30 protein-coding genes are annotated in these 26,718 nt (G+C 67.3%); 11 read left to right on the forward strand and 19 right to left on the reverse strand.

From position 1 onward, the window contains the following. The 7 genes from AC1DW0_RS26960 to AC1DW0_RS26990 all read right to left on the reverse strand — a co-directional run. Positions 1-240, reverse strand: a 240-nt coding sequence (locus AC1DW0_RS26960) for a DUF6572 domain-containing protein (RefSeq protein WP_477949101.1), incomplete at its 3' end; no start/stop codon positions are given. A 105-nt stretch (positions 241-345) separates the two neighbouring features. Further along, positions 346-681, reverse strand: a complete 336-nt coding sequence (locus AC1DW0_RS26965; RefSeq protein WP_457320527.1) for a hypothetical protein — start codon at positions 679-681, stop codon at positions 346-348. 445 nt (positions 682-1,126) lie between these two features. Next, positions 1,127-1,444 carry a hypothetical protein gene (locus AC1DW0_RS26970; protein WP_477949102.1) on the reverse strand — a complete coding sequence of 106 codons (318 nt, stop codon included), beginning with the start codon at positions 1,442-1,444 and terminating at the stop codon, positions 1,127-1,129. A 73-nt stretch (positions 1,445-1,517) separates the two neighbouring features. Further along, on the reverse strand, positions 1,518-1,775 hold the full coding sequence (locus AC1DW0_RS26975; protein WP_457324732.1) for a hypothetical protein: 258 nt from the start codon (positions 1,773-1,775) through the stop codon (positions 1,518-1,520). Positions 1,776-1,850: 75 nt separating this feature from the next. Beyond that, positions 1,851-2,141: a hypothetical protein gene (locus AC1DW0_RS26980; protein ID WP_457324733.1), complete on the reverse strand. Its 291-nt coding sequence runs from the start codon at positions 2,139-2,141 to the stop codon at positions 1,851-1,853. A gap of 138 nt (positions 2,142-2,279) precedes the next feature. Beyond that, a complete protein-coding gene (locus AC1DW0_RS26985) occupies positions 2,280-2,918 on the reverse strand; it encodes a hypothetical protein (RefSeq protein ID WP_457324734.1) in 639 nt (212 codons plus the stop codon). 85 nt (positions 2,919-3,003) lie between these two features. Continuing rightward, positions 3,004-3,237: a hypothetical protein gene (locus AC1DW0_RS26990; RefSeq protein ID WP_477949104.1), complete on the reverse strand. Its 234-nt coding sequence runs from the start codon at positions 3,235-3,237 to the stop codon at positions 3,004-3,006. Between the two features lie 114 nt (positions 3,238-3,351). Here AC1DW0_RS26990 and AC1DW0_RS26995 point away from each other — a divergent pair, with 114 nt between their 5' ends. Next, positions 3,352-3,855 carry a phage integrase N-terminal SAM-like domain-containing protein gene (locus tag AC1DW0_RS26995; RefSeq protein ID WP_457350906.1) on the forward strand — a complete coding sequence of 168 codons (504 nt, stop codon included), beginning with the start codon at positions 3,352-3,354 and terminating at the stop codon, positions 3,853-3,855. A 499-nt stretch (positions 3,856-4,354) separates the two neighbouring features. Here AC1DW0_RS26995 and AC1DW0_RS27000 read toward each other — a convergent pair whose 3' ends face one another. Continuing rightward, entirely contained in the window at positions 4,355-4,663 is a 309-nt protein-coding gene (locus AC1DW0_RS27000) for a high-potential iron-sulfur protein (protein WP_477949107.1), read from the reverse strand. Between the two features lie 174 nt (positions 4,664-4,837). Next, complete coding sequence (locus AC1DW0_RS27005; RefSeq protein ID WP_477949109.1) at positions 4,838-6,586, reverse strand: PQQ-dependent methanol/ethanol family dehydrogenase; 1,749 nt, start codon at positions 6,584-6,586, stop codon at positions 4,838-4,840. Positions 6,587-6,987: 401 nt separating this feature from the next. On the opposite strand from AC1DW0_RS27005, the gene exaC reads away from it, so the two are divergent. Continuing rightward, positions 6,988-8,511, forward strand: coding sequence for an acetaldehyde dehydrogenase ExaC (gene exaC, locus AC1DW0_RS27010; protein ID WP_477949111.1), 1,524 nt, complete (start codon positions 6,988-6,990; stop codon positions 8,509-8,511). Positions 8,512-8,530: 19 nt separating this feature from the next. Here the strand turns inward: exaC and AC1DW0_RS27015 are convergent, their stop codons facing one another. Beyond that, the gene (locus AC1DW0_RS27015) at positions 8,531-9,181 is read right to left on the reverse strand and encodes a hypothetical protein (protein WP_477949113.1); all 651 of its coding nucleotides are present in this window, start codon (positions 9,179-9,181) and stop codon (positions 8,531-8,533) included. Positions 9,182-9,367: 186 nt separating this feature from the next. Between AC1DW0_RS27015 and AC1DW0_RS27020 the strand changes: the two genes are divergently transcribed. After that, entirely contained in the window at positions 9,368-9,931 is a 564-nt protein-coding gene (locus AC1DW0_RS27020; RefSeq protein ID WP_477949115.1) for a flavodoxin family protein, read from the forward strand. A gap of 49 nt (positions 9,932-9,980) precedes the next feature. Beyond that, entirely contained in the window at positions 9,981-10,463 is a 483-nt protein-coding gene (locus tag AC1DW0_RS27025; protein ID WP_457447564.1) for a GNAT family N-acetyltransferase, read from the forward strand. Positions 10,464-10,581: 118 nt separating this feature from the next. Here the strand turns inward: AC1DW0_RS27025 and AC1DW0_RS27030 are convergent, their stop codons facing one another. Beyond that, positions 10,582-11,853, reverse strand: coding sequence for a glycerophosphodiester phosphodiesterase family protein (locus tag AC1DW0_RS27030; RefSeq protein WP_477949117.1), 1,272 nt, complete (start codon positions 11,851-11,853; stop codon positions 10,582-10,584). A 181-nt stretch (positions 11,854-12,034) separates the two neighbouring features. On the opposite strand from AC1DW0_RS27030, the gene AC1DW0_RS27035 reads away from it, so the two are divergent. Then, on the forward strand, positions 12,035-13,810 hold the full coding sequence (locus tag AC1DW0_RS27035; RefSeq protein WP_477949119.1) for a S8 family peptidase: 1,776 nt from the start codon (positions 12,035-12,037) through the stop codon (positions 13,808-13,810). Positions 13,811-13,819: 9 nt separating this feature from the next. On the opposite strand, the gene AC1DW0_RS27040 is transcribed toward AC1DW0_RS27035, so the two are convergent. The 4 genes from AC1DW0_RS27040 to AC1DW0_RS27055 are packed head-to-tail and all read right to left on the reverse strand — an operon-like array spanning position 13,820 to position 18,372. Continuing rightward, the gene (locus AC1DW0_RS27040) at positions 13,820-15,079 is read right to left on the reverse strand and encodes a glycoside hydrolase family 10-like protein (RefSeq protein ID WP_477949121.1); all 1,260 of its coding nucleotides are present in this window, start codon (positions 15,077-15,079) and stop codon (positions 13,820-13,822) included. A gap of 4 nt (positions 15,080-15,083) precedes the next feature. Beyond that, a complete protein-coding gene (locus AC1DW0_RS27045) occupies positions 15,084-16,217 on the reverse strand; it encodes an acyltransferase family protein (RefSeq protein ID WP_477949123.1) in 1,134 nt (377 codons plus the stop codon). After that, complete coding sequence (locus tag AC1DW0_RS27050; protein ID WP_477949125.1) at positions 16,214-17,494, reverse strand: MFS transporter; 1,281 nt, start codon at positions 17,492-17,494, stop codon at positions 16,214-16,216. The genes AC1DW0_RS27045 and AC1DW0_RS27050 overlap by 4 nt, the downstream gene beginning before the upstream one ends. After that, entirely contained in the window at positions 17,491-18,372 is an 882-nt protein-coding gene (locus tag AC1DW0_RS27055; RefSeq protein WP_457389222.1) for an N-acetylmuramic acid 6-phosphate etherase, read from the reverse strand. The genes AC1DW0_RS27050 and AC1DW0_RS27055 overlap by 4 nt, the downstream gene beginning before the upstream one ends. Before the next feature lie 226 nt (positions 18,373-18,598). Between AC1DW0_RS27055 and bufA2 the strand changes: the two genes are divergently transcribed. The 3 genes from bufA2 to AC1DW0_RS27070 all read left to right on the forward strand — a co-directional run bounded on the left by bufA2 (position 18,599) and on the right by AC1DW0_RS27070 (position 20,615). After that, complete coding sequence (bufA2, locus tag AC1DW0_RS27060) at positions 18,599-18,853, forward strand: BufA2 family periplasmic bufferin-type metallophore (RefSeq protein WP_056200244.1); 255 nt, start codon at positions 18,599-18,601, stop codon at positions 18,851-18,853. Positions 18,854-19,011: 158 nt separating this feature from the next. Beyond that, entirely contained in the window at positions 19,012-19,833 is an 822-nt protein-coding gene (gene bufB, locus AC1DW0_RS27065) for an MNIO family bufferin maturase (RefSeq protein WP_477949127.1), read from the forward strand. After that, positions 19,830-20,615 (forward strand): HvfC/BufC family peptide modification chaperone, encoded by a 786-nt coding sequence (locus tag AC1DW0_RS27070; protein ID WP_477949129.1) that lies wholly within the window; start codon positions 19,830-19,832, stop codon positions 20,613-20,615. The genes bufB and AC1DW0_RS27070 overlap by 4 nt, the downstream gene beginning before the upstream one ends. Here the strand turns inward: AC1DW0_RS27070 and AC1DW0_RS27075 are convergent. Next, positions 20,597-21,469, reverse strand: coding sequence for a hypothetical protein (locus AC1DW0_RS27075; protein WP_477949131.1), 873 nt, complete (start codon positions 21,467-21,469; stop codon positions 20,597-20,599). The two genes, AC1DW0_RS27070 and AC1DW0_RS27075, sit on opposite strands and share 19 nt — an antisense overlap. Before the next feature lie 95 nt (positions 21,470-21,564). On the opposite strand from AC1DW0_RS27075, the gene AC1DW0_RS27080 reads away from it, so the two are divergent. The 3 genes from AC1DW0_RS27080 (at position 21,565) to AC1DW0_RS27090 (ending at position 24,017) form a co-directional block, all read left to right on the forward strand. Next, positions 21,565-22,101 carry a peroxiredoxin gene (locus AC1DW0_RS27080; RefSeq protein ID WP_082532814.1) on the forward strand — a complete coding sequence of 179 codons (537 nt, stop codon included), beginning with the start codon at positions 21,565-21,567 and terminating at the stop codon, positions 22,099-22,101. Positions 22,102-22,308: 207 nt separating this feature from the next. Next, the gene (locus AC1DW0_RS27085) at positions 22,309-23,718 is read left to right on the forward strand and encodes an amidase (protein ID WP_457322359.1); all 1,410 of its coding nucleotides are present in this window, start codon (positions 22,309-22,311) and stop codon (positions 23,716-23,718) included. After that, positions 23,715-24,017, forward strand: coding sequence for a putative quinol monooxygenase (locus AC1DW0_RS27090; protein WP_477949133.1), 303 nt, complete (start codon positions 23,715-23,717; stop codon positions 24,015-24,017). Before AC1DW0_RS27085 ends, AC1DW0_RS27090 begins: the two co-directional genes overlap by 4 nt. An 18-nt stretch (positions 24,018-24,035) precedes the next feature. Here the strand turns inward: AC1DW0_RS27090 and AC1DW0_RS27095 are convergent, their stop codons facing one another. From AC1DW0_RS27095 to AC1DW0_RS27105, 3 genes are all read right to left on the reverse strand, one after another. Beyond that, positions 24,036-24,614, reverse strand: coding sequence for a hypothetical protein (locus tag AC1DW0_RS27095; RefSeq protein WP_477949135.1), 579 nt, complete (start codon positions 24,612-24,614; stop codon positions 24,036-24,038). 116 nt (positions 24,615-24,730) lie between these two features. Further along, positions 24,731-26,215 (reverse strand): hypothetical protein, encoded by a 1,485-nt coding sequence (locus AC1DW0_RS27100; protein WP_457324863.1) that lies wholly within the window; start codon positions 26,213-26,215, stop codon positions 24,731-24,733. After that, a complete protein-coding gene (locus tag AC1DW0_RS27105) occupies positions 26,212-26,691 on the reverse strand; it encodes a hypothetical protein (protein ID WP_056200222.1) in 480 nt (159 codons plus the stop codon). The genes AC1DW0_RS27100 and AC1DW0_RS27105 overlap by 4 nt, the downstream gene beginning before the upstream one ends. Between the last annotated feature and the right edge of the window lie 27 nt (positions 26,692-26,718).

Below are 26,718 nucleotides of genomic sequence, written 5' to 3' on the forward strand. Positions count from 1 at the left end.
TTCGAATTCGAAACGACAAACGATGTCAATACGCAGACTTCGGCCGCGCGCCTCCGGATAGCTTGTGTAGATTTCGCCCGATTCGACGAACCCGAAGTAGCGATTTAGCTTTTCTGCAAGGAGCGTTGAGTGGCCACCGATGTCGCTCCACTCAAGGGGATCGACAACAGTCAACACTGCTTCGCCCGAGAGTCGGTCCAGGCCGAGAGCATCTATGGTGGAGGCATCCTTGATCGTCATCGTGCTGGATAACGTCAAAATTCAGCGGTCGCCGTAGGCGTCCGCTGCAATGCCAGGTTAGGCATTGACAGCATCCAGAAGGAAGTGCACGTCATTCTTGACAAACTACTTACCCAATCCGGATGCCTTTGAAGCTCCGGATGATGGTGCATCGGCGATCTGCTGCAGATTAACTTTTCCCACGCCACTTTCATGCAAAGAGGTCATAAGCATCCCAACGGTATTCGGGTTCACGTTGTAGGGAGCAACGACAGACGCATTGAATTGCCTGTTGCCGTGAAGCTTTCTCACGACGCTTCCGACTTCTCTGCAGTTTGATTTCACACCTCCCACGCTACAGCTAGCGTCCGCCAGTATTCGTATTTCAACGTCCAGCGTTAGCTCTGCGGCAATGCAACCGAGGGCGGCGTAAAGCAAAGAACCAAGGAGCCAGTTCTTCATGGTTCTGCCTAACGTGAAAGCTCAGCGGACGGCGAAGCCGTCCGCTGCAGCGAAAGGTTGGGCCTCATGATGCTCAGCATTAACTCATCCGTGTGATGAGGCGGGCAACAATCAAGTCGTTGCGCTGCAGTTCAAAACCTGCCCAGCCTAAGCCGAGTCGCCACTGCGATTCCGCAGAGCAAAACTCATACACCTGATCGCCGTCCGTAGCGGCCGAAATGAACGCAGCGCACTCCTCCTTGAACCGAGCGTGCGTGCTTGTACCTTCTTGCTTTCGGACATCCTCCAGCCCAGCGCGTCGTCGCACTTCGAACTTCGCCGGCAAAAGCTCAGCGGGCGGTTGGTGGCTGGTCATGATGCCCAACGTCGGCGTTGAGTGGCAGCCCGAAGCGCAGCTTTGGGCTGTCCGCTTGAACAACTGGTTGGGCGTCCCGTGAGCATGTACCTAGCCGCCTGAAACAAATAGCTCATGCTCGGATGCGTCGCGAATCGAACCATCCGGCGCGAAGACCAGACCCTGTTCGTGGTGGAAGCTGACAAGGCCAGCCATCGCGCGCCGTGCTACCTGTGCCACAACGAGCCTGCCCGTTGAAATGGGCTGCGCGAAAACTGTGAGCTGGCAACGACGGCCAGCAACGACGACTTCAGTGTCAGTCGCCTCGGGCAACGCCGACGCCTCGGTATGCGAGAGCTGCCGCAGCTTGCCAACATGCTCTTGCACCAACCGCTGGGCTTCGACGTCGAATGTCGCGATTTCGTTCATTGAGACGACCAACGTGTGAGCTCAGCGGACGGCGAAGCCGTCCGCTGCAGCAAAAAGTTGGGCAGCCGGATGCTCACAAGCGCCACCGCTCGTCGATGGCCGCTTTGATGACCGCCGCTGGGTCAGAACCAAGCTCGACGAGCTTCCGCCGAAGAACTTCAATGTGCCACCAAGGGCAGCCGGGATCACCGCACGGTTCATCAGGATCTCCCTGATGTTCGAATTCCAGATGAAAGCAGAGCCAATGCATGCGCTCGAAAACTTCATACGATTCTGCGTTTTTCTCCACCGGCAAATTGCAGCGGGCACAAATGAGCGGCGCGGCTGTCACGTCATCTCCCGTATGCCCAACGTTCGCGCTCAGCGGGCGGCGTAGCCGTCCGCTGCAGCAAAGGGTTAAACCGCCTCATAGTTGAAAGAACTTTCTTGCCGCTGGATGCATGTTGGCGATGGTTGCAGGCGGTGCCGAACCTTTGCGACGCCAGATCTCGGATAGAGATTCGCCCGCCGCATCTGCCACGTCGGGGTCCTCCGTGAGGTTGAGAGCGATCGCAAGCAACGCAGCCTCAACCTCCGGTTCGTCAAAGACACCAAGATCCATAGCGGCGTCGTGCCGATCGCCATATTCGGAAGTTGAATCCGTCAACACCGTCAGCAAGCCACGAGGCTGGTCTGCGCCGGGGATCAAAGCGGGCATAACAGGAGCGGTTTAACGTTTGAGCTGAGCGGGCCGCCGCCGGTATGGCGCTTGGCCCGCGCGGACGATGATAGACAGCACGGCCGCGCCGGCCAAGTGCCATGCCGGTGGAGGTCCGCTCGAGCGAAGGGTTAGCCGTCAGCTCCAACCGTGCTCCCAGATGTGGTGAGCACGGTCGGCCTTGTGGGCGGCCAGCCACTCCTGCTGACACTTGTTGATCAGCCCGCCGAAGATTCGAACCTTGGACAGAAGCGGTGCTTGACGTCCCCACGCCGCATGGACGTGTGTGGAGCACTCCCACCGACCGTTCTCGATCTGCAGATTAGTTGCGAGGGAGGAAGTCCATTCGCCAGCACAAGACTTGCAGAGTCCAGGGTGCTCGGCAAGCCATGCCTTCGCTGAAGGCGCCGCGAGGGAATTGAGTACCCACGCCCGATCTTCGCCTCCGCGGGCCGCCCAGTCAGCCAAGGAGGACGCGAGATGGGAAATCAGCTGGCGATTGAACTTGGAGCCTGCTTCCGGCGATTCATAGAACGCTCCGCGATAGCCAGTGCGGGAGTTGAAGAACCAGTCGAAGAGTGATGGGCTCACAGTACCGCAGAAGACGGCGCGCTCAAAGGAAGGATCCGTGTGCCCATGATCGCGATGGAAGCAGACGAGCTTCAGCTCCGTACGCAGCGCTTCCGGAAGGTCGGCAGGCGATCGAAGTTGCGCAAGTGTGGCAAGGCGCTCGGGTGTGGCGCCTCCAACAAACCGCCAGGATGATGGAGAAGACACGGCGCTCCCTCTGACGGCTAACGTTGGAATTCAGCCGACCAGCCAGCGAAGCTGGCGCAGGTCGGCTGCAATGAGAGGTTAGAAGTCATTGCGGCCTGCGCACAAGAACAAATGATTCCGCTTGCTCGGAAGGAATATGCAATACACCGGCGAAGTCAGTCTCAAGAATGACGCCATTTTCCAAGTAGCCCCACTCCAACCTCGCGAAGTTCTCGGAATACTCGCCCGAATCGAGGTTCGCTTGCACCGTGCCTCGGCCGCCCATAAGCGCGACCAGGTCGCCGACGCGAAGAACGGTTCCATCTGCGTAGCGGTGCATGACTTCTAACGTGTTCTCGGGAGACCGCCGCTGCTGCCTAGGCAGGCAAGCTGCGCCACAACATCGCCGTGGTGAATCGTGGCAAGTGCTTGACTCACCTTCAGAATTTTCCAGTTGACTGTTGTTTTATACAGCATTAAATTTCCGGCAAAAGCGGCACGTTGTTACAAGTTCTCGCCGGGCCTGTTCGGCGCCGCTGGAGTGGCCATGATGCCAGTCAGCTCACTCAGTTCGCCAGCTCGGGGAAACCTGCGGCCTGCGCCATCGGCGGCGCTGCCGCCGCTTCGCTCGGTGCGGGTGCTTGACCAGTTGCGAGAGCGGCTGCGCCTGATGCACTACAGCCTGCGGACCGAGGAGGTCTATGCCTATTGGCTCAAGGCCTTCATCCGGTTTCATGGCATTCGCCACCCCGCGGAAATGGGCGGCCCGGAGGTCGAGGCCTTCCTGACGTACCTGGCCAATGACCGCAATGTCTCGCCCTCCACGCACAGCCAGCGGCCGCACCGTGCTTCACATTGTCCGCAGGGTGTATTTCGTGCTGACGTTCGACCCTCAGGGTCGTGTCGATACCGACCGGATGCATCGGCAGCAGCGTGCCCTGGCAGGCTTGGCGATTGACGCCGTGTTTACTCAAGCGCGACCGTCTCGCGAGGTGTTGGACGCCGCGGATCGCTTCGTAGCGCAGGGCGGGCGCTGGCAACCTACACATGCCCTGGCTCAGCGGATCGATGCGGCGGCCCTTGGCGGACTGTGATTCAGTCGTACGCGACCACCGCCGGCCACCGCTGGTCGCTGCGCGAATACTCATGGCGGCGCCGGGCTGAACTGGACATCGGTACTTCCGCTTTGGTCACTTTGCTGACGCCCGCGTCGTTCGGGCCTGCGGCCGCGATAGCTGTCGTTGACCGGCCCGGTGACTCGCCAAGCGCGGGCATCGGTGGGTGGCCGGTCCCGGTGGTCCAGCATTCGCTCAGGCTGCGAACCGTTCAATGACCGTTGCCGCGGACAGCTGCCATTGGATCGCAAAGTCTGGGTGACAGCAGCCAGCCTGAAGCCGACAGCCGCTTTTCCGTGTGATCGACCAAGTGGGCTCCTGTTCCGCGAGCCCGGCTTGGGCTCAGCCCGGCGCCTTCGCCCACGCGGCGCACCAGCCTTTGTTCGCCACTTGCGACTTGCGGCCAAACATCGCGCAGCCGCTCCACGCGTCGGTGGGTTTGGCCTGCCAGAACTGGCAGTTGGCGCAGTGCTGGCTGGCCTGGTGCTTGGGGAACTTGGCGGTATCGACCTTGGTGGTGTCGTGCCGGTAGCCCAGAGCGACAGCGGTCTCGCTGGCTTCGTCGACCGGCGACGTCTGCGCGATGGCCGGGCAGGCGAGGGTGGCCAAGGTGGCTTGCATCATGAAGATGCGGCGGGTGGGGTGGGACATCAGGAACTCCAGGCGAGGATGCAAGACGAGCCCCTCAAGCGGCCGTCGTGGAACCGGCTTTGGCTTCGGCATCACATCGCTGCGCGATATGAGCCTTCACCGAAGCGCAAGCGCTTTGCCGGGCCACTGACGGCGCCCCCTTGAGGGGGCTCGCGAAGCGAGTAGGGGGTGGGCCTATTTCGGCAGCTTGAACACCCAGACCATGCCGCCCTGCTCCAGGAAGCTGACCTTCTTGGCCACGTCGCCGCCCCACAGCGGCACGGCGCCGCCCCAGCCCGACACGACGCTGATGAACTGCTCGCCGTTCTGCTGCCAGGACACCGGCGGTGCGACGACGCCCGAGCCGGTCTGGAACTGCCAGACGACCTTGCCGGTCTTGGCGTCCGCGGCCTTGAGCCAGCCTTCCGGCGTGCCCCAGAACACCAGGTTGCCGGCGGTGGTCAGCACACCGCCCCACAGCGGCGCGCTGTTCTTGATCTCCCAGACGATCTTGCCGGACTTGGGGTCGACCGCGCGCAGGGCGCCGATGTAGTCGTCGTTGAGCGTCTTGATCGTGAAGCCGGCGCCCAGGTAGGCGGCGCCCTTCTTGTAGGCGATGGGTTCGTTCCAGATCTCCATGCCCCATTCGTTGGCGGGCACGTAAAAGAGCTTGGTGTCGGGGCTGTAGGCCATCGGCATCTGGTTCTTGCCGCCCAGGAAGGACGGCGACGAGAACACCGAGTTGCCCTTCTTGCCATCGGCGCCGGCGGTCGGGTCGCCGGGGCGGTTCTCGGGCACGAAGTTGGGCCGGCCGGTCTTCAGGTCGATGCCGGTGGCCCAGCTGATCTTCTTGACGAAGGGAAAGGCGTTGGCGAGCTGGCCGTTGGTGGCGTCCAGCACGTAGAAGAAGCCGTTGCGGTCGGCCTTGGCGCCCATGCGCTTGCCGTCCTGGTCGAAGGTGATGAACTCGTTGACGCCGTCGAAGTCCCAGCCGTCGTTGGGCGTGCCCTGGTAGTGCCACTTGATCAGGCCGGTCTTCACGTCGATGGCGACGGTGGAGCAGCTGAACAGGTTGTCGCCCTGGCGCAGGTGGCTGTTCCACGGTGCGGGGTTGCCGGTGCCGAAGTAGGCCAGGCCGGTCTTGGGGTCGTAGGTGCCGCCCAGCCAGGTGGCCGCGCCGCCGGTCTTCCACAGGTCGCCGGGCCAGCTCTTGCCCTGCGTGCCGGAGATGCCGTTCTCGTGCTTCACGCCGGCCTTGTCCCAGGTGTAGCCCATGTGGCCTTCGACGGTGGGGCGGGTCCAGACCATCTTGCCGGTCCTGGGGTCGCGCGCTTCCACACGGCCGACCACGCCGAACTCGCCGCCCGACACGCCCGTCAGCAGCAGGCCCTGGGCAATGATGGGTGCGGCCGTGGCGGAGTAGCCGGCGGCGTAGTCATCGATCTTTTCCTTCCACACCACGTCGCCGGTGGCCTGGTCCAGCGCCACGAGCTGGGCGTCCAGCGTGGCGAAGATGACGAGGTTGTCGAACAGCGCCGCGCCGCGGTTGACGACGTCGCAGCAGGGCATGATGCCTTCGGGCAGGCGGTGCTCGTACTTCCACAGCTTGGCGCCGGTGGCGGCGTCCAGCGCAAAGATGCGCGAGTAGGAGGCCGTCACGAACATCTTGCCGTTGTGGATCAGCGGCTGCGACTCCTGGCCGCGCTGCTTCTCGCCGCCGAAGGAGAAGGCCCAGACCGGCGACAGCTTGGCCACGTTGCCCACGTTGACCTGCTTGAGCGTTGAGTGGCGCTGGCCCTGCGTGCCCAGGCCCCAGGACAGCACTTCCTGGCCCGACTTGGCCGAGGCCTCGATCATCTGGTCGGTCACGGCGGCGGCGGCACTGCCGGCGGCCACCAGGCCGAAGCTCACGGACAGCAGTGCGGCGAGAGGGTTGAGTTGCATGGCGTTGTCTCCTTTGTTGATGGATATGCACCGCCGTGCCGATGGGCATGCGGATGGCCGGTCAAGGCGCAAGCTCCATGCCAGTTGAAATCGCGCAGTTTTCGCGGCGCGATGGAGCAATGCGGCGGCGCGCGGGCAGGGTTGCTCCGGGGCCGGTGTCAGCCCCGTGAACAGGCTGCGCCGCGCGGTGACAGCGGGCGCCTGGAGCACTGCCGGCAGGTGCCGCGGCCTGTGTTTGCGCAGCGCTGTGCCGTTCTGTGCCGGACTGCTCCAGCCTGCAACAGCCCAAGGGTGATTTCCCTTGGCTACGACCCGTGCAGCGGGCTCTGGCGTGCCCGCCGTGTGCTGGCACGGGTTCTGCGTTGATGGACATGCCTCAACCCATTCGCAGGAGACAAGCCATGACTGTTTACGCCGCCCCCGGTGCTGCCGGCGCCAAGATCGCCTACAAGGCGCGTTACGACAACTTCATCGGCGGCAAGTTCGTGCCGCCCGTGGAGGGCCAGTACTTCGACGTCATCACGCCCATCAGCGGCAAGGTCTACACGCAGGCCGCGCGATCGAGCGCCGCCGACATCGAGCTGGCGCTGGACGCCGCCCACGCCGCTGCCGCGAGCTGGGCCGCCGTGCCGCCGGCCGACCGCGCCAACCTGCTGCTGAAGATCGCCGACCGCATCGAGCAGAACCTGGAGCTGCTGGCCTACGCCGAGACCGTGGACAACGGCAAGCCCATCCGCGAGACGTTGAACGCCGATATCCCGCTGACAGTGGATCACTTCCGCTACTTCGCCGGCTGCGTGCGTGCGCAGGAAGGCGCTCTCTCTCAGATCGACGGCAACACCATCGCGTACCACTTCCAGGAGCCGCTGGGCGTGGTGGGCCAGATCATTCCGTGGAACTTCCCCATCCTGATGGCGGCATGGAAGCTGGCCCCGGCACTCGGCGCGGGCAATTGCGTGGTGCTCAAGCCCGCTGAGAGCACGCCGGTCAGCATCCTCGTGATGGCCGAGCTGATCGCCGACCTGCTGCCGCCGGGCGTGCTGAACATCGTCAACGGCTTCGGCCGCGAGGCCGGCATGCCGCTGGCCACCAGCAAGCGCATCGCCAAGATCGCCTTCACCGGGTCGACCGCCACCGGGAAGGTCATCGCCCAGGCCGCGGCCAGCAACCTGATCCCGGCCACGCTGGAGCTCGGCGGCAAGAGCCCCAACATCTTCTTCGAGGATGTGATGGCCGAGGACGACGCCTTCCTCGACAAGGCCATCGAGGGCCTGGTGCTGTTCGCGTTCAACCAGGGCGAGGTCTGCACCTGCCCGAGCCGCGCGCTGATCCAGGAGAGCATCTACGACAAGTTCATGGAGCGCGCCTTGAAGCGCGTGGCCGCCATCAAGCAGGGCAATCCTCTCGACACCGACACGATGATGGGCGCGCAGGCTTCGGCCATGCAGATGGACAAGATCCAGACCTACCTCGCGCTGGGCAAGGAGGAAGGCGCCAAGGTGCTGATCGGTGGCGACCGCGCCCATCTCGGCGGCGACCTGGCGGGCGGCTACTACATCCAGCCGACGCTCTTCCAGGGCAACAACAACATGCGCATCTTCCGCGAGGAGATCTTCGGCCCGGTGCTGGCCGTGACCACGTTCAAGACCGAGGCGGAGGCGCTGCAGATCGCCAACGACACGCCTTACGGCCTGGGCGCCGGTGTATGGAGCCGCGATGGCAGCCGCGCCTACCGCATGGGCCGCGCCATCCAGGCCGGCCGCGTGTGGACGAACTGCTATCACGCCTATCCGGCGCATGCGGCATTTGGCGGCTACAAGGAATCCGGCATCGGCCGCGAGACCCACAAGGCCATGCTGGACCACTACCAGCAGACGAAGAACCTGCTGGTCAGCTATTCGCCGAACGCGCTCGGGTTCTTCTGAGCGAAGCGGCTCGCGCCGATCAGCGCGGGCGGCCTCGCACCAGCGGCAGTACACCTGACGTCAGCAAGGCCAGCATCGCCAGCGGCAACGAGCCAGGCAAGGGCAGTTGATTGGTCGTGCGCATGGCGACGCGCAGGTTGTCCAACCCCGTCTCTTCGTTGCCGCCGTTGCCTTCATGCGCTTCGGTCCAGCGGAAGGCCGCGATGGCACTGGTCGAGATCACGCCGACGAAGATCGGCGCGCCGCTGCCGCCCGAGATGGCGAGGTCCTGCGTCGTGCCGTCGCTGAACAGGAAGGAGAGCAGGCCCTGGTCGACTGCGGTGCTGGGAACGCCGGGTGTGGATTCGAAGGCGGTGATGTCCAGCGCGGCGGCCAGGAAGGGCAGGGCGTAATGGCCCTCGAAATAGGCATTGCCGAGGTTGCGCGCGCCAAAGGCCGTGGCCGTCTGCGCGAAGGCCTGCACCGGGCCGAGGTTGCTGGTCAGGGTGACGCCGGGCAGCACCGCCACGCCCGTCAGATTGCTGCCGGACGAGTAACCGGAGAAGTCCTGCGTCTGCGCCGCCCCGCTGATGGCACCCTGCCATGCCGCGAGGCTGTTGTAGACCGACACGCTGGCGGCCTGGGCTACGCCCAGGGTGGACAGGGCAAAGGTGAGCAAGGCACGGCGCATGGTGGTTCTCCCGAGGAGGCTGTCGCGCCATTGGGCGACCGAAATCCCCGCGGCGCCCACCCCAAAGCCTGGGGGGCGCCCCGCAGATGGAGGGGGCAGCCGGCAGGCCGCAGGCGTGCCCCGCGGCGGGCAAAGGGCATGGGCTTGGCGCCATCATTTGGCCCTGCCCCAGCAACCCCTGCCGCCATGACCGAAACCGCTGCACGCCGCGTCCTCATCCTCCTCGCCAGCACCCGCGCCGATGGCAACGCCGAACTGATGGCCCGCGCCGCGGTGGCGGCGTTGCCCGCCGGCACCGAGGTGCGCTGGCAGCGCATGGCTGAATTGGCCCTGCCGCCCTTCGAGGACATCCGGCACAGCGTTGGCCAGTACCCGGCCCCCACTGGCGACCTCGCCCGTCTGCTGGACGACACCTTGTGGGCGACGGACCTCCTCGTCGCCTCGCCGCTGTACTGGTACAGCCTGCCCGCACCGCTCAAGCTCTACCTTGACCACTGGAGCGCCTTCATGCGCGTGCCGGGCCTGGACTTCAAGCCGCAGATGGCCGGCAAGGCGATGTATGTGCTGTGCGCCACCAGCAGCGGCGACGAGCCCCACCTGGCTGCGCCCCTGGTGGACAGCCTGCGCTTCAGCGCCGGCTACATGAAGATGCGCTGGGGCGGCGTCGTGCTGGGCGACGGCACGCGGCCCGGCGACGTGCTGAAGGACGAGGCCGCGATGGCCGCTGCGGCGAAGCTGCTGGCGGCGTGATCGCCATGACCTCAGACTGGCGGCTGACCGCGCCGTTAGGCTCTGACTCATGCTGCACTTTCGCCCGCTGTTCCCGCAGGACCAGTCCACGCTGTGGGACTGGCTGCACATCGCGCTGTGGGACCCGCCGCCCGCGCCGCTGCGCCCGCGCGAAGTGCTGGACAACCCTGGCGTGCGTATCTATGCCGAGGACTGGGGACGGCCGACCGACATCGGCCTTGTGGCCGTGCAAGAAGGTGCGGACGCGGGCGCCTGCTGGATGCGTGTGCTGCCCGAGGGCGTGGGCCTGGCGTCGGTGGATGCGAGCACGCCGCAGCTGGGCATCGGCTTGTGGCCGGCCTTCCAGCGCCAGGGCATCGGCAAGGCGCTGATGCTGGCGGCACTGGACGCCGCCTGGCGGGCCGGCCATGCCCAGGTCGCGCTGACCGTCCATCCCGAGAACCCGGCGCGGCGCATGTACGCCAGCTGCGGCTTCGAGGAGGCGGGGCTGCGTGGCAGCTACCACCTGATGGTGGCGCGCCAGACAAGCTGATGTCGTTTGATCCCCGCGGCGAAGCGCGCGGGCCACCCAGCGACCACCGTGGAACCGGCTTCGCCGGGCCACTGGTGGTGCCCCCTTGAGGGGGCCGGCGAAGCCGGTAGGGGGTGGGCTATTTTTGCCCGGTGCAGTTGGCGTAGAAGCTGACGGTGGCCGGCCAATCCGAGAACACGCCGATCACGCCGACCTGCTCGGCCAGCACGTCCAGCATGCGGAACATGTCGCCCTCGCGGGTGATGGCGCTGTCATAGGTCTGGTAGTAGGAGCCGTTGTTGCCGTCGGCCAGGATGCCGCTGCGCTCCAGCGACCAGGTGATGATGTCCAGGCCGGCGGCCCTGGCGTTGCGCGCGTATTGCGAGGGCAGCAGGTTGCCGCTGGTGTCGGCGGCCAGCAGCACCCACAGCGGCGGCGCGACGATGCGCACGCCTTGGGCGCGGTAGGCCTTGAGCTGCTCGGCGGTGGGCACGTCGGCGGGCACGTTGGCGTCATCGAGGTAGACGGCCTGGCGGCCAAAAGACGGCTCGTTCTTGACCCAGTACAGGATGTCGTTGAGGTCGAAGCTTTGCGCCCACACGTCTCGCGCCGGCACGCCCGCGGCCTTGTGTTCGTCGATCATCTTCTGCGCATAGGCGGCCTGGCTGAAGCCGTCGAAGGGCATGGGCACGCTGGGCGACTTCAGCTCGGGTGTCATCTTCACGCCGAGCTGCTTGAACAGCGCGATGGCTTCCTTCAGCGTCAGCAGCGTGCCGCTGGTGGGGCCGGCGTAGAGGTCGGTGCGGAAGTTCGGCGTGCCGGCCATGTACTCGGCCACCGTGCGGCCGCGCGGGTTGGAGGCGTCCATCTTGCCGCGCAGCGTCTTGAACTCGGCCAGCGTCAGCTCGCTGGTGCGGCATTCGGCGGCGGCCGGTGCAACCAGAGTGCCGGCGGCGTCGAAGGCGGCCGGCGTGAAGGGCTTGATGCATTTGCTCGCCAGCGGCGTGGCGAGGATGTTGGTGGTCGTGTGCAGGTCGTTCTGCGCGTGGCGGCAGACCAGCTCCTTGTCCTTGGTGAAGGTCACGTCGCACTCGACGATGCCGGCGCCCATGCGCGCGGCGGCCTCGTAGCTCTCCTTGGTGTGCTCGGGGAACTGCAGCGGCGCGCCGCGGTGGCCGATGGAGAACAGCGTGGGCCTGTAGCTTTCGCGCGAGGCGGCGCAGTGCTGCAGGCGCTTCTTCAGCGGGCTGTCGTTCATCTCGCTGACGAGGAAGAAGGGGCGCGGGCCGAGCTGCACGCTGGCGATGCCGGTGTTGCCGCCGCGGCGGTCGCCATCGGCATCGTGGGCCCAGGCGGGCAGGCTGGCGGCGGCAAGCAGCAGCAGTGCGAGGCGGGTAAGGGTGCGGCGCATGGATGTCTCCGTTGGTTCAGCACGGCAGGCTAGGCAGCCGCCGTGAAGCCGGCATGACAACGGCGCCCGGGCGCGCAAGCTAGGGGGCGCGCGCAACAAACGAAACCAACCGCGTGCGCCGCTGAAGCGGGGCTGCAACGGGCGCTGTCGAGCATGAGGGTTCTTTGACACGGAGCCTTCCATGCACCCGACCTACAAGCCTTTCGCCCTCAGCTTCATCGCCGCCGCACTGTTGAGCGTGATGAGCCCCGCCTCCAGCCAGACCCAGGCCCGCACAGAGCCGCAGGCCGCCGGCCTCATCATCAAGTTCAAGGACGGCAGCCGCACGCCGGTGGCCGCCAAGGCGGCGCTGCAGGGCTTTCGGGCCATGAGCGAGGCGCGCGGCCAGCGCGTGGCTTTCGATCGCGAGAGCGCACTGGGCCATCGCGTCATCCGCCTCGCCCAGCGCGTGCCGGCCAGCGCACTGGCCCAGCTGGCGCGCGACATCCAGCTGTCGGACCCGAGCATCGAGTCCGTCGAGATCGACCACGTCATGCAGCCCACCTTCACGCCCAACGACACGAACTGGGCCAACCAGTGGGACATGAGCGACCCGACCGGTGGCATCAACGCGCCCAAGGCCTGGGACATCGGCATGGGCTCCGGTGTGCGCGTGGCGGTGCTGGACACCGGCGTACTGCCGCATGCCGACATCGCGGCCAACCTGCTGCCGGGCTATGACTTCATCATTGACAGCACCCGCGCCGGCGACGGTGGCGGGCGCGACAGCAATGCCGGCGACCCCGGCGACAACGTCACAGCCAACCAGTGCGGCGCGGACAAACCAGCCCAGAACAGCAGCTGGCACGGCACCCACGTCGCCGGCACCATCGCCGCCGTGGGCAACAACGCGCTGGGCGTCACCGGCGTGGCGCCCAAGGCCAGGATCGTGCCGGTGCGCGTGCTGGGCAAATGCGGCGGCGCCACATCGGACATCGCCGACGGCATCGTCTGGGCCGCCGGCGGCTCGGTGGCCGGCGTGCCGGCCAACGCCAACCCGGCGCTGATCATGAACCTGTCGCTGGGCGGCGAGGCGGCCTGTGCCAGCATCACGCAGTCGGCCATCAACTACGCCTACAACAAGGGGGCGGTGATCGTTGTCGCGGCCGGCAACGACAGCCAGGACGTCGCCAAGCAGACGCCGGCCAACTGCAAGCATGTGATGGCCGTGGCCGCGACGAACAAGGTCGGCGCGCGCTCCAGCTATTCCAACTACGGCGACATGGTGGACATCGCGGCGCCCGGCGGCGACGCGACCTACGGCAATGTGCTGTCGCTATCCAACACCGGCATGAGCGGCCCGGTGGCCGACGCCTACAGCTGGCTGCGCGGCACGTCCATGGCGGCGCCCCATGTCGCCGGCGTGGCCGCGCTGATGGCGGCCGTCAACTCGACGGTGTTGCCGTCGGACATGGCCTCCTTGATGCGCTCTACCGCGCGCGCCTTCCCGGGCAGCTGTACAGGCTGTGGTGCCGGCATCGTCGACGCCGAGCAGGCCATCATTGCGGCGCGCGGCTTGCGCCTGGAGAAGGAGCCCAACGACACGCTGGCCCAGGCCCAATACCTGAACGTGTTCCCGGCGCGGGTGCGCGGCACGCTGCAGCCGGCCTACCCGCAGTTCGTCGACATCTACTCGGTCAACCTGGCCGCTTCGACGACGCTGCAGAGCACGCTGACGCTGGACCCGCCGACGCTGCTGGATATCTTCCCCTTCAATGCGACGATGGAGCTCCTGGACGCCAGTGGCAAGCTCATCAAGAGCGCCGTGCTGATCGGCGGCAAGCCGGAAGTGAACTACTTCAACGCGACGGGCAAGACGATGGCCGTCTACCTGCGCGTGAAGAGCACCTCGTCGTCGCTGAGCACCAGTGACCGCGGCTACGAGGTGCAGTTGCGCAAGATTGCCTACGCGTTCTGAGCCCGGCGTTCAGGGCGCCGCGTAGGGGCCGCTGCGCAAGGCGTCGGCGATGCCCTTGCGGTTCTGCGCCAGCGCCGCCATGCTGAAGTGGATGTGGCCGCTGCCCGGCGAGGCGCGCCGGATGATGTCGATCTGGGCCAGCACCTCGTCGGGCTGCCAGCTTTTGTCGGTGTCGTTGATGCGGCTGGTGAACAGGCCCGGATGGATGGGCCGGCCCAGCGGGTTGGACGCGCGCCAGGCCTGCAACAGCGGCTCGAAGGACTGGGCCGTCTGCGCGCGCGGCCAGTAGAGCTGGGGCGCGAGATAGTCCATCCAGCCCTCGCGCAGCCACAGCTCCACGTCGGCATAGAGCTTGTCGTACTGGCTGAAGCCACTGATGCCGGCCGGGCGTGCGTCGGGCTTGGGGATGCCGAAGGGGCTGACGCCGACGCGCGTGCCGGGGCGCACTTCATGGGCCAGCGCGTACAGGCGCTGCACCAGCGTGTTGACGTTGTAGCGGCGCCAGTCGTGGCGGCTCAGGGACCCGCCCTTGGCCGTGTAGCGCTGCCAGCTCGGTTCGTCGGGGAAGTCGACCTCCTGCTTGGTGGCCGGATCGTTGATGGGATAGGGGTAGAAGTAGTCGTCGATGTGGATGCCGTCGACGGCATAGCGGCTCAGGATGTCGCGCGCCACGGCCAGGGTCTGCTCGGCAGCGGCGGGCTCGCCCGGGTCCATCCAGAGCTGGTCGCCATAGCGCTTGACCCAGTCGCGGCTGCGGCCGATGTGCGTCTCGGCCAGCGCGGATTTGGCCGTGCTGTGCCGCGCGCGGTAGGGGTTGATCCAGGCATGCAGCTCCAGGCTGCGGGCGCGAGCCTCAGCCAGCCAGACGGCCAGCGGGTCATAGCCGGGGTGCTGGCCCTGGGTGCCGGTGAGGTATTCGCTCCAGGGTTCCAGCTTGGATTCGTAGAGGGCATCGGCGCTGGTGCGCACCTGCAGGATCAACGCGTTGAGGCCGATGCGCACGGCGATGTCGCACAGGGACTTGATCTCGGCCTGCTGCGCTTCAGCGCTCAGGCCAGGCTTGCTGGGCCAGTCGATGTTGGCGACGGTGGCGATCCAGGCGGCGCGCCATTCGCGGGGCGGCGGGGCCAGAGCGGTGGCGGCCGATGCTGCGGGCGCTGGCGGCGTGGCCGCCAGCGCTGCCTCGCCCGGCGGCACGGGGGCGGGCGCCGTGGCGCAGGCGGAAAGCAGCGGAACGGAGGCAAGGCTGAGCAGGTCGCGGCGTTTCATGGCATCAGACTTTCATAAACCAGCGCTTGCGATACATGAGCCAGGCGATGGCGTACATGCAGAGCACGAAGGCGATGGCGTGCAGCAGGGAGGCGCTCTTCGGTGCGAGGCCCGAGTCGCGCAGTGGCGCGTACAGCGCGCGGCCGAGGCTGGCGCCGTCGGCAAGCTTGACGGTGTAGAGCGTCTTGGCAACGAGGCCCGACAGCGCAAACAGGAAGAGGGCGTTCATGCCGAAGACGACCAGTGGGTGGAACACGCGCGCCCAGCGCTGGCGGGCCAGCGGTTGCGGCATGGCATCCAGCAGCCAGTAGAAGACGGCGAAGACGAGCAAGGCCCAGCCGGCCATGGCGAAGACGAAGGACGGCGTCCACAGCGACTTGTTGATGGGCATCAGCAGCGCGTCGAGCACCTGGCCCAGCCACAGCGAGGCCAGGCCATAGAGCACCCAGGTCATGGCCTTGTCGGCGGGCTGCCTCTTGGAGGCCAGCACATAGCCGGCCAGCACACCCAGCAGTTGCGTCGACACGGCAGGCAGCGTCGACAGCAGGCCCTCGGGGTCCCAGACCTTGGCCTGCTTCCACAGGTGGCCGTCCAGCAGCAGGCGGTCCAGCCAGGAACTGGCATCCTTGCCCGGCTCCAGCAGGCCGACGTGGACGATGCCGTCTGCGTCGGGCACCGGCAAGCAGAGCTGTATTGCCGAGTAGATGGCCATCAGCAGCACGGCCCACAGCGCCACGCCGCGTGCGCTGCACCAGATGACGATGGGCGCCGCGGCCAGCGTGCACAGGCCCAGGCGCTGCAGCACGCCGGGGATGCGCAAGGTCTCGAAATTGAAGCTGGGGATCAGGTTGAGCAGCAGGCCGATGCCGATGATGACCAGCGCCCGGCGTGAGGTGCCCAGCAGCAGCTCGGTCTTGTTGGCGCCGGCCTGCGCGCGGCGCGCGAGGCTGAGCGTCATCGCCATGCCGGAGATGAAGATGAAGAAGGGGAAGACCCAGTCCGTGAAGGTCCAGCCGTTCCAGTGCGCGTGCAGCAGCGGCGCGTAGACGTTGCCCCAGTCGCCGGGGTTGTTGACGAGGAGCATCGCAGCGATCGCGAAGCCGCGGAAGGCATCAAGGCTGAGCAGGCGGCCGTTCACGCCTCGACCTTTTTGCCGAAGTTGTCCGGCACCTTGATCAGCGCCGCCATGACAAAGCTCGGCAGCGTGGCCACCAGCACCCAGGCGAAGAAGGGCACATAGCCGATGTGGTCCTGCAGCCAGCCGCTCCACATGCCGGGAATCATCATGCCCAGGGCCATGAAGCCGGTGCAGATGGCGTAATGCGCCGTCTTCTGGGCGCCATCGGCGACGTGGATCATGTACATCAGATAGGCCGTGAACCCGAGGCCGTAGCCGAACTGTTCGACGGCCAGCGCGCCGCTGATGACGGCGAGGCTGGTCGGATGCGTGATGGCCAGCAGCAGGAAGGCGACGTTGGGCACATGCATGGCCAGCACCAGCGGCCACAGCGCGCGCTTCAGGCCGATGCGGGAGATGATCCAGCCGCCGGCCAGGCCACCCAGCGTCAGTGCCGTCAGGCCGACCGTTCCATAGGCGATGCCAACGGCCTTGGTGGACAGGCCCAGGCCACCCTTGCCGACGGGGTCGAGCAGGAAGGGGCTGGCGAGTTTCAGCAGCTGCGCCTCGGGGAAGCGGTAGAGCAGCAGGAAGCCCAGCGTGATGGCGATGCCGGGCTTTTTGAAGAAGCTGGCGAACACGGCCATGAATTCGGCCGCCAGCCCGCGCGCGGCGCTGCGGCCTGGACCGCGCACGTCGGCCGCGGGCCGGGGCAACACAAGGGCATGCCAAGCCGCCAGCAGCACGAACAACCCGCCCAGCAGCCAGAACACCCAGGTCCAGGCCTGCACGACGCTGCCCGTGCGCTCGGTCAGCTCACCGGCCAGGTAGACCAGGCCGCCCTGGCCGCCGATGTTGGCGAGGCGATAGAAGGTCGAGCGCACGCCCACGAAGGCGGCCTGCTGGTGCTGCGGCAGGGCCAGCATGTAGTAGCCGTCGGCCGCGATGTCGTGCGAGGCGGACGCGAACGCCATCAGCCAGAAGACCGCGAGCGACAGCTGGAAGACCTTGTCGGTCGGGATCGTCAGCGCCACGCCGGCCAGCGCCGCGCCGACGAAGAACTGCAGCACCGTGACCCAGAGCCGCTTGGTGCCGAACAACTCGGCCAACGGCGACCACAGCGGTTTGATGACCCAGGGTAGGTAGAGCCAGCTGGTGTAGAGGGCGATGTCGGTGTTGGAGATGCCGAGGTTCTTGTAGAGCACCACCGACAGCGTCATGACGACGACGTACGGAATCCCCTGAGCGAAGTAGAGCGTCGGGATCCACGCCCAGGGCGAGCGTTGCTGGGTGTTCACGCAGCCAGTGCCCGGCTCACGCTGCCATCGACCTTGTCCAGCAAGGCCTGCGCCTCGCGCGCATCGACACCGCGCTTGAGCATCACCAGCGCCGTCTTCACATGGTGGTCGCATTGCGCCAGCGCAGCCTGCGCATCGGCCTCACTCGCGCCCGACGCTCGCACGGTCAGCGCCACCGCCCGCTTGACGAGCTTCACGTTGGTCGCCTTCAGGTCCACCATCAGATTGCCGTAGACCTTGTTGAGCCGCACCATCAGGGCCGACGAGAAGGTGTTCAGCGCGATCTTCTGCGAGGTGCCGGCCTTGAGCCGCGTGCTGCCGGAGATGACCTCGGCGCCGGTGTCCAGCGTGATGCCGATCTCTGCCTGCTGGGTGACCGGCGCGCCGGGGTTGTTGGCAAAGCCGATGGTCAGCGCGCCGGCCGCGCGGGCGGCCTCAATGGCACCCAGCACATAGGGCGTGCCGCCGGACGCGGCCAGCAGCAGGGCCACGTCATTGGGGCCGGGGTTGAGCGCGTTCAGGTCAGCGGCGCCCTGGGCGCGGTCATCCTCGGCGCCTTCGACGGCGACAAACATCGCGCCCTGGCCGCCGGCGATGACGGCAACGGCCCGTTCCCGTGGCCAGGAAAAGGTGGGGTAGAGCTCCACGCTGTCCAGCACGCCGAGCCGCCCGGAAGTGCCGGCGCCGGCATACAGCAGCCGGCCGCCGGCGCGGATGCGCGGCAGTGCGGCGTCCACGGCGGCGGCGAGCTGAGGCGCGGCGGCTTTGACGGCTGCGACGGCATCGACCTGATCGGCGATGAATGCATCCAGCAGTGCCGGCGTGGCGTAAGTGTCCAGGTCGGGATGCCGGGTGCTCGGGGTTTCGGTGTTCAGCATGGGGATCGGAAGCGAAGCTGACGGACTCTAGCGGCTGGCGCCGGACCATGACGAATGCCACGCGCCATTGCAGTCATAACGTCAGGTAATCAGAATCTGCCTGTCGGTTGTAAGGAGTTGGGCATGGCCCCCGACAGAAGCTGGCAAGTCGATGTCGGATGCATCCGGAATCGGCCTGTGGTGAAACCTCTCACATTCATCCACTTTTATCTCCTGGAGACTCGATATGAACGCATCCCTCAAGACTGGCCTGGGCATCGCTGCCGCCGCTGCTGCCCTGTTCGCCACCGCCGTGCCGACGACCGCCATGGCCGCCGACGGCATGGTCAAGTGCTCCGGCGTGAACGGCTGCAAGGGCACTTCCGAGTGCAAAACCGCCAAGAGCGATTGCAAGGGCCACAACGGCTGCAAGGGCCAGGGCTGGGTCAGCAAGAAGAGCGCTGACGAGTGCACCAAGGCTGGCGGAAAAGTTGAAAAGTAAGCCGGCCTGAAACGGGCGAGGTCGCATGCGGCCTCGCCGCCATCTCTGAAATTCAGCCACAGAGACACGGAGGCACAGAGAGGCTCGGCTGCCGCGATGTGCTGGTGATTTCCTCTGTGTCTCGGTGTCTCTGTGGCTGTGTTCTCTTCATCGACTGAATGACCAAGATTGAAGGCTTCGGCCTGGGCTTGCGCGTCGAGCATTACGCGGCCTTCGAGGCGGGCGTGGATGCCGCCGTGCGGCCCGACTGGCTGGAGATCATTTCCGAGAACTACATGGTGCCCGGCGGCCCGCCGATGGCGCATCTGGAGCGCATCCGCGCGGACTACCCGCTGGTCATGCACGGCGTGTCGCTGTCCGTGGCAGGGCCCGCACCGCTGGACCTGGGCTATCTGCGCGAATTGAAAGCGCTGGCGGACCGGCTTGAACCCGGCTGGGTGTCCGACCACCTCTGCTGGAGTGCCGATGCCCACAGCCAGCTGCACGACCTCCTGCCGGTGCCGCTGACGCGAGCGGCGCTGGACCATGTGGGCGGCCGCATTGCCCAGGTGCAGGACATCCTCGGCCGGCCGTTGGTGCTGGAGAACGTGTCCAGCTATGTGCGCTTCGCGGCCGACGAGATGACGGAGTGGGACTTCATCGCCCAGTTGCTCAAGGCCACCGGCGCCCAGTTGCTGCTGGACGTCAACAACGTCTACGTCTCAGGCCGCAACCACGGCTTCGACCCGATCACCTACCTGGACGCCATCCCCGTAGAGCCCGTGCGCCAGATCCACCTCGCCGGCCACGAGGACCGTGGCGACATCGTCATCGACACCCACGACCACCCGGTGCGTGACGAGGTCTGGGCGCTGTACCAGCATGCCGTGAAGCGCTTCGGCGCGGTGCCGACGATGATCGAGCGCGACGACCACATTCCGCCGCTGGAGAGCCTGCTGGCCGAGCTGGCCGTGGCCCGCCGCCTGGCGACCACCTCATGAGCGTCATCCAGCAACAGCGGCGGCTGGCCGCTGCGATCCGCGACGGTGCCGACGCGGCCGACTTGCTCGCTGGCGACCACGCGACGGGCCTGGAGGTCTACCGCCATGCCTATCGGGCCCGCCTCGTGGCGGCGCTGACCGACAACTACACCGTGCTCGCCCGGGCATTGGGCGACGAGGCTTTCGACGCCCTGGGCCAGGCCTATCTCGCCGCGCGGCCCAGCCAGCACCCGTCCATCCGCTGGTTCGGCCATGAGCTGGCCGACTTCATGGCCGCAGCAGACGATGAACTCGTGCCCCATGCCAGCCTGATCGATTTCGCGCGCATGGACTGGGCTCTGCGTGGCGCCTTCGATGCGGCCCAGGCACCCCCGCTGGAGCCGGCCTCGCTGGCCGCACTTGGCGCAGACGACTGGGCCGGTCTGGTGCTGCACCTGCAGCCCAGCGTGCAGCGCGTGGTGCTGGCCTACGCCATCGAGCCCGCCTGGCGCGTGCTGCGCGAGTGGGAGCCGGAGTCCGGCGACGACCAACCCGAGCTGCCTGAGCCGGTGGTGCATGAACACACGCTGCTGGCCTGGCGCCAGGCCGGCGAGACCCGCTGGCGCTCGCTGGAGCCGCTGGAGGCCGCTTTGCTGGGCGCGGTGGCCGAGGGCTTGCCGTTCGCGCAGCTCTGCGAGCGCGCCGCCCAGGCGCTGGGCGATCCAGGCGCCGCAGCGCCCGCCGTCGTCGGCGCCCTGCAGCGCTGGCTCGCTGACAGTCTGCTTCAGGAGCGCGCGTCGTAGACCAGCGGGTGGTTGGCCTGGCGTTCGCCGAGGAAAGTACCGTGGCCGTTCATCGTCGGCGCGATGGTGCCGCGAGAGGATTTGGTCCAGGTCACCGTGAGCTCGCAACGGCTGACGGCCGCGGTCTTGGGATCGCTGTTGTTGGCATTGCGGCTGGCGATGTTGAGGTTGTCGTCCACCAGGGCCGGCTCCAGCCGGTAGCCGCCTGCCACGCTGCTCTCGATGCGTGCGGCCAGGTTCTCGTTCTTGACCGTGAAGCTGCTGCCATCGCTGCGGCTGCAGCTGCCGCTGCCCGTGGCGACGGCGTCGCTCACGCCGGACAGGTTCAACCGCACCGGCAGGGCGGTGCCGCTGCGTGTCAGCAAAGGGTTGCCAGTGGGCTGCAGCACCGTGAAGCCAACGGGCAGCGTGACCTGGCTCACATGGCGCACACCGGCCCGCGTGAACACCAGCTGCACCACCGGCTGGGCGCTCGCGGCGGCCAAGCTGGCGGTGTAGCCCAGACGCTCGCCGTCGGGGTTGCTCATCGTCACCTCGGGGCCGCCGTCGACGCTGACCGACAGGCGCTCGTTCGGCGCCATCAGCACCGTCGTCAGTACGTTGGCGGACTTGCCGAGGAAGCCGTCCACCACCACGCGGTTGTCGCCCGTTGCCTGGGCCGCGCTGAAGCGAGGGCTGATCTCGTCGACGTTCAGCGTCGAGGATTCGGTGCAGTTGCGCAGGCCGCACACGATGCCGTCGGCCATGGCGCCGACGACGTCAGCGACGTCGTGGCCTACGCCGCCACAGCCTGCCATGGCGAGCAGGGAGAACAGCAAGGGCGCCGTCACGCGGCAGCAGGAGGAAAAGGTCATCGGTACACCTTGAATTTCGAGCGAGTGGATACTAGGCGCAAGCCGGCTTTGGTTGTTGGTGCCGGCCCCGTGATTGTTCACCTGTTGGAGTCGTTATGTCGTCGCGCCTTGCTCCCCTGTTTGCCTCGCTATCCCTGCTGCTGGCCCTGCCAGGCCACGCCGCCCTCAGCGTCGGCGCCCCGGCCCCCGACTTCAGCACTGACGCCGCCGTCGGCGGCCAATCCTTCAAGTTCAAGCTGGCCGAGGCCCTCAAGCAAGGCCCGGTGGTGCTGTACTTCTATCCCAAGGCCTTCACCAGCGGCTGCACCGTCGAGGCCCACCAGTTCGCCGAGGCGACCGACAAGTTCAAGGCGCTGCACACGACGGTCATCGGCATGTCCAACGACGACATCGAGACGCTGAAGAAGTTCAGCGTCGAGGCCTGCCGCAACAAGTTCGCCGTCGCGGCCGACGCCGGCGGCAAGGTCATCAAGGACTACGACGTCACGCTGAAGATGGTGCCCGGCACCATGGCCGACCGCGTGTCCTATCTGATCGGCACCGATGGCAAGGTCGCTGCTGTGCATGCCAGCATGAACCCGGACGGCCACATCGACGCGATGCTGAAGGCGGCTCAGCAACTGAAGAAATGATTGCCGGCCCGGAAACGGCGGTTGTGCGCGTCCGAGGGGCTGGCGAGGCGGGTTGCCCGCAAGGCGAGACGACGCAGCGGGCTCGTGCCCGCAAGGAAGAACAACGCAGCCGGCAGCCCGAAGCGCCAGACCAGCGGACGTGCAGCGCTGGTGATCGAAGTGGCATGCGAGGCTGGCAAGCGGTCTTGTCGAAGCGTCAGGCCTGCGATGAGTAGCGAGCGGTCAACTGCCGTTTTCGGTCTCGGGGCGGCCGAGCTGATCGCCGCCTACCGCAGCGGCGAACTGTCGCCCGTCGAGGTGATGGGCGCCGTGCTGTCCCAGGCCGGCAAGCGTGAGGGCGAACTGCACGCACTGTGCGCCATGGATGCCGAGGGCGCTTTGGCCGCGGCCCGCGCCAGCGAGGCGCGCTGGCGTGCCGGCACTGCGCTGGCGCTGGACGGCGTGCCGGTCACGCTGAAGGAGAACATCGCCGTGCCCGGCGCGAGCTACCGCCTGGGCACTGCCGCGACGGCGGATGACGCGACTGCCGACTTCGAGGCTCCGCCCGCCGCGCGGCTGCGCGAGGCCGGTGCCATCGCCTGGGCGCGCACCACCATGCCCGACTACGGCATGCTGAGCTCGGGCCTGTCCAGCCTCTATGCCGAGCCGGCACGCAACCCCTGGAACGTGGCGATGACGCCTGGTGGTTCCAGCGCTGGCGCCGCGGCGGCGGGTGCGGCCGGCTATGGCCCTCTGCACCTGGGCACGGACATTGGCGGCTCCATCCGGCTGCCGGCCGGCTGGTGCGGCCTGGTCGGCCTCAAGCCCAGCCATGGCCGCGTGCCCATCAAGCCGGGCTATGCCGGCCGGGTCGCCGGGCCGCTGACGCGCACGGTCGAGGACGCCGCGCTGATGCTGGCCGTGCTCGCGCAACCGGATGCGCGCGACCCCACGCAGCTGCCGCCGGGCTCGGTCACGCCGCGGCCGCTGGAGCTGCGTGGCTTGCGCATCGGGCTGATGCTCGATGCGGGCTGGGGCGATGCCGTGCAGCCGGAGGTCGAGGCGGCGGTGGTCGCGGCGGCGCGTGCCTTCGAGCAGGCTGGCGCCATCGTCGAGCCGCTGGCCGCCTTCACGACGCGCGAGATGGCCGACGGCATCGACCGTTTCTGGCGCATGCGCTCCTGGCTGGATATCTCGGCCCTCGCCCCCGAGCGCCGTGCCAAGGTTCTCCCCTACATCCTCGGCTGGGTCGCGCCCGCGGCCGGCTACGACGGCGGCACGGTCTTTCGCGGCTACAGCCAGATGCAGGCCTTGCGCGAGGCGGCCAATGCAGCCTGCGAGCCGTTCGACTTCGTGCTGTCGCCCGTCGCGCCCATGCCGGCCTACCCGGCCCACCTGGCCAGCCCGCTGCACGACCCGGCGCGGCCCTTCGAGCACATCGCCTTCACGCTGCCCTACAACATGAGCGAGCAGCCGGCGCTGTCCATCAATGCGGGCTTCACGTCGAGTGGCTTGCCGATTGGGTTGCAGATCATCGGCCGGCGCTTCGACGACGCTGGCGTGCTGGCCTTGGGCGCAGCGTGGGAGCGGTTGCGACCCGAGCAACGCCCCTGGCCCTTCTGGGAGAGCCCACCATGATCCTCGTCCTTGGCCATGTCACCGCCCGCCCCGAGCATTTCGACGAGGTGCTGAAGCTCAGCCATCAACACGTCGAGCGCTCGCGTGCGGAGCCAGGCTGCCTTGTCCATGCAGTGCACCGAGACACCGAGAACCCGTTGCGCCTCGTCTTCGTCGAGAAGTGGAGCGACATGGCGGCCCTGCAAGCCCACTTCCGTGTGTCGGCCTCGCGCGAGTTCGGCAGGGCGCTGGCAACGATGGCGTCCGAGCCGCCGGAGCTGGAGTTGTTCGATGCGAACGTGATCAGCGCAGGCGGCTGACGCGCTTCGCGCAATCGATCAGGTTTTGCGATGGGCTCGCAGCCGGCCGGCAAACAGCGCCATGCCGGCGACGAGCAGCAGCGCTTGTGACGGCTCAGGTACAGCGGTGGGAATCTCGACGATGCTCGAAATGATGTCGCTGGCAAAACGGTCTGAGTAGTTGTAAGCGATCCAGGAGCTTTGGGCAGTGCCTGCGACCGAGTAGAGGAAGCTGATGTCGTGGTAGCCGCTGACTCCGCTCAACGTGATGAAGAAGTCATTCACGCCGGGCGCCACGCCGCCGGCGCCGTTGCCCTTGCCGCCAAAGGTGTAGGACGGCGGAAACGGCGCACCTTGCCAGTTCTCGAAGGCAAGGTCTGCCAAGCTGTAGCTGTGACCTGCGATGCTCAGGTCGATGGCGCCGATGCTGGTGACCGGTTGGCCCAGCGCATCAGCCTGGAAGATGATCGAGCCCGACACCGGATCCTGCGGCGCAGGGGCGGGTGCCAGCACCGACGTGAAATGCGTTGCAGTAAAGGTGAGCTGGTAGGTCTTGGCCTGGGCCTGCTGGCTCGGCAGACAGGCCAAGACGCAGGCGATCGCGGCAATGGTGTGCATTTTTTCTCCCTGGTGCCGGGGTGCGCGGGTGCGCCTCCGGGGCGATGCCACTTTAGGCGCAGACAGGGGCGACCCGGCCCCGAAGATGAGGGGCCGTACGAACCCCAGGGCAGCGGCTAACGCCGCTTGACGAACCCTAGCAGCGCGGCCATCGGCAGCACCGAGCGTGGCCGATAGGGCAGGCGCCACAGGCCGCCATGGTTGGCGGTGTGCACCAGCAGCTTGAGTGGATGCGCGAAGTCGCGGGCCTCGGTGCGCAACTGATGCACCCACATCGCGGCCATCAGCGCATTCGTCGTCGCCGGCGCAAAGACCTCGACGCCAAAAGCCTTGGCGCCGCGAAAGCCCGCTGCCAGCAGCGGATTGGAGACAACTGAGGCCGTCGTGGTGCTGGGCGCCACGTTGAAGGCGACGCGGTGCCCATCGGCGCGGGCCACCAGGGCGCGCCACTGCTGCAGCCGCTTGGCCAGCGCGTAGTTCGGGCCTTGCTCGACGACTAGCGCGTCGACCAGGCCCCATTTCCCAGAGTCTCTGCCGAAATCACCCGCGTCGACGAGCCCCTCGATATGCGGAGCGAAGCCGCGGCCGCCGCTACCCAGCCGTGCGCCGAACTGGGCCAGCTTCTTGACGAGGCCACGCTCGGCATAACGGCGCATGACGTCGCGCGCCAGCTGCTCCGGCACGGCGAAGACGTCGGTCGGCGTGGCCATGTAGGCGAGCTGGGTGCGGGCGTCGGCGGCGCACAGCGTCGCGCTGATGGCGTCCATCGCGAGGGACACGCGCACATGGCGCTCGCCGTCCAGGTAGGCGAGGTTGGCGATGGACAGCGGCTGTTGCCGAGACGCCAGCCAGGCGGCTATCTCCGGCGTGTCGGCCAGCAGGTCGGCGCCGGCATGGGCGACGTCCAGCGGCTGGCCCGGCGCGACGGGCGCGATCAGCGTGGCGTTGCCCGCGGCGACGATGGCGGCGATTCGCTTCCAGGTCGCGGCGCGGGCGAGGTCGATGCCGACGAGATTGGCGCGCCATTTCGCCAGCCAGGCCAGCGGCCCGGCCTCGCTGCCGGCACCGAGCAGCACGAGGTGCTGGTCGGACAGGTCGAACCATTCGGGGTGGGCCAGGCAGTCGCGCAGCGCGCCCGCGTGGGCGGCCTCGCAGATGCCACCCTTCTCCCAGCGGTCGATCTGGCGGGCGAGGGCATCGCCATGCAGCTCGCGGCCTTGGTGGGGCACGGTCCAGCGCGCGGGTGCCGCATCGCCGCTGCCGCGCAGTTGCAGCGTTTGCAGGCGGCGCTGGGGCGTGTTCATTGCGTCGGCCAGAGCGTGGGGTTGGCCGGCGCGCATGAAGGGCAGTTCGCGCCAGGCCGCGGCGAGGCCGGCGCGTGCCGAGGCGACGACACCCACGGGCCGGGCCGCTTGAGCTTGCACCAGGGCGCACCAATGGGCGGGGTAGGCGTGGCGCCAGTCGTGTTCGGCGGCGACGGCGTCGGCCGCGGTTGCGTCCAGCCCACGCAAGGCGGCCGCGATGATGCGCTGGCCCGGCGCGCCGGTGGCACGCTTGCCCTTGGCGTCGAGGGGCCATTGCAGGCCGGGCGCGTCTGTCATCGGCGCACTGGCGGCTCTTGCGTCGGCAGGCCGGCTGCGGCCAGGTCGGCGTTGACCAGGGCCCAGGCGGACTCGAAGTTGTCGGCGCGGCGCACCGGGCGGCTGGCGCGCCAGATGTCCATCAGCGCCGGCAGGCGCTCGATGCCGGGGATGCCGGGGCGCACCAGGAAGACGGTGGACAGGGAGACGATGCCGCGCGAACCGAAGGCATCGATGCTGGCGCGCAGCTCCTGCAGCGCATCGGCGTCCATCTGCAGGCTGCCGCGGATCTCGAGCAGGTCACCGAAGCGGCGGTCGGCCGGCAGGCGCTTGCCGGCCAGCGCGACGGCGCGCTTGACGGCTGCCATCAGCGGTGCGTCGAAAGGTCCCTCGGCGATCGACACCATGACGCGGCCATGCACGCCGACGCTGACGCGGCCGAAGCTGGGCTTGACGACCGGATGCCGGGAAGGGGGAAGCGAGGGGCCGGGGCTCATGATGTGAGACGATTTTGCATGCTCGAG

Source organism: Roseateles sp. P4_D2 (assembly GCF_056401875.1).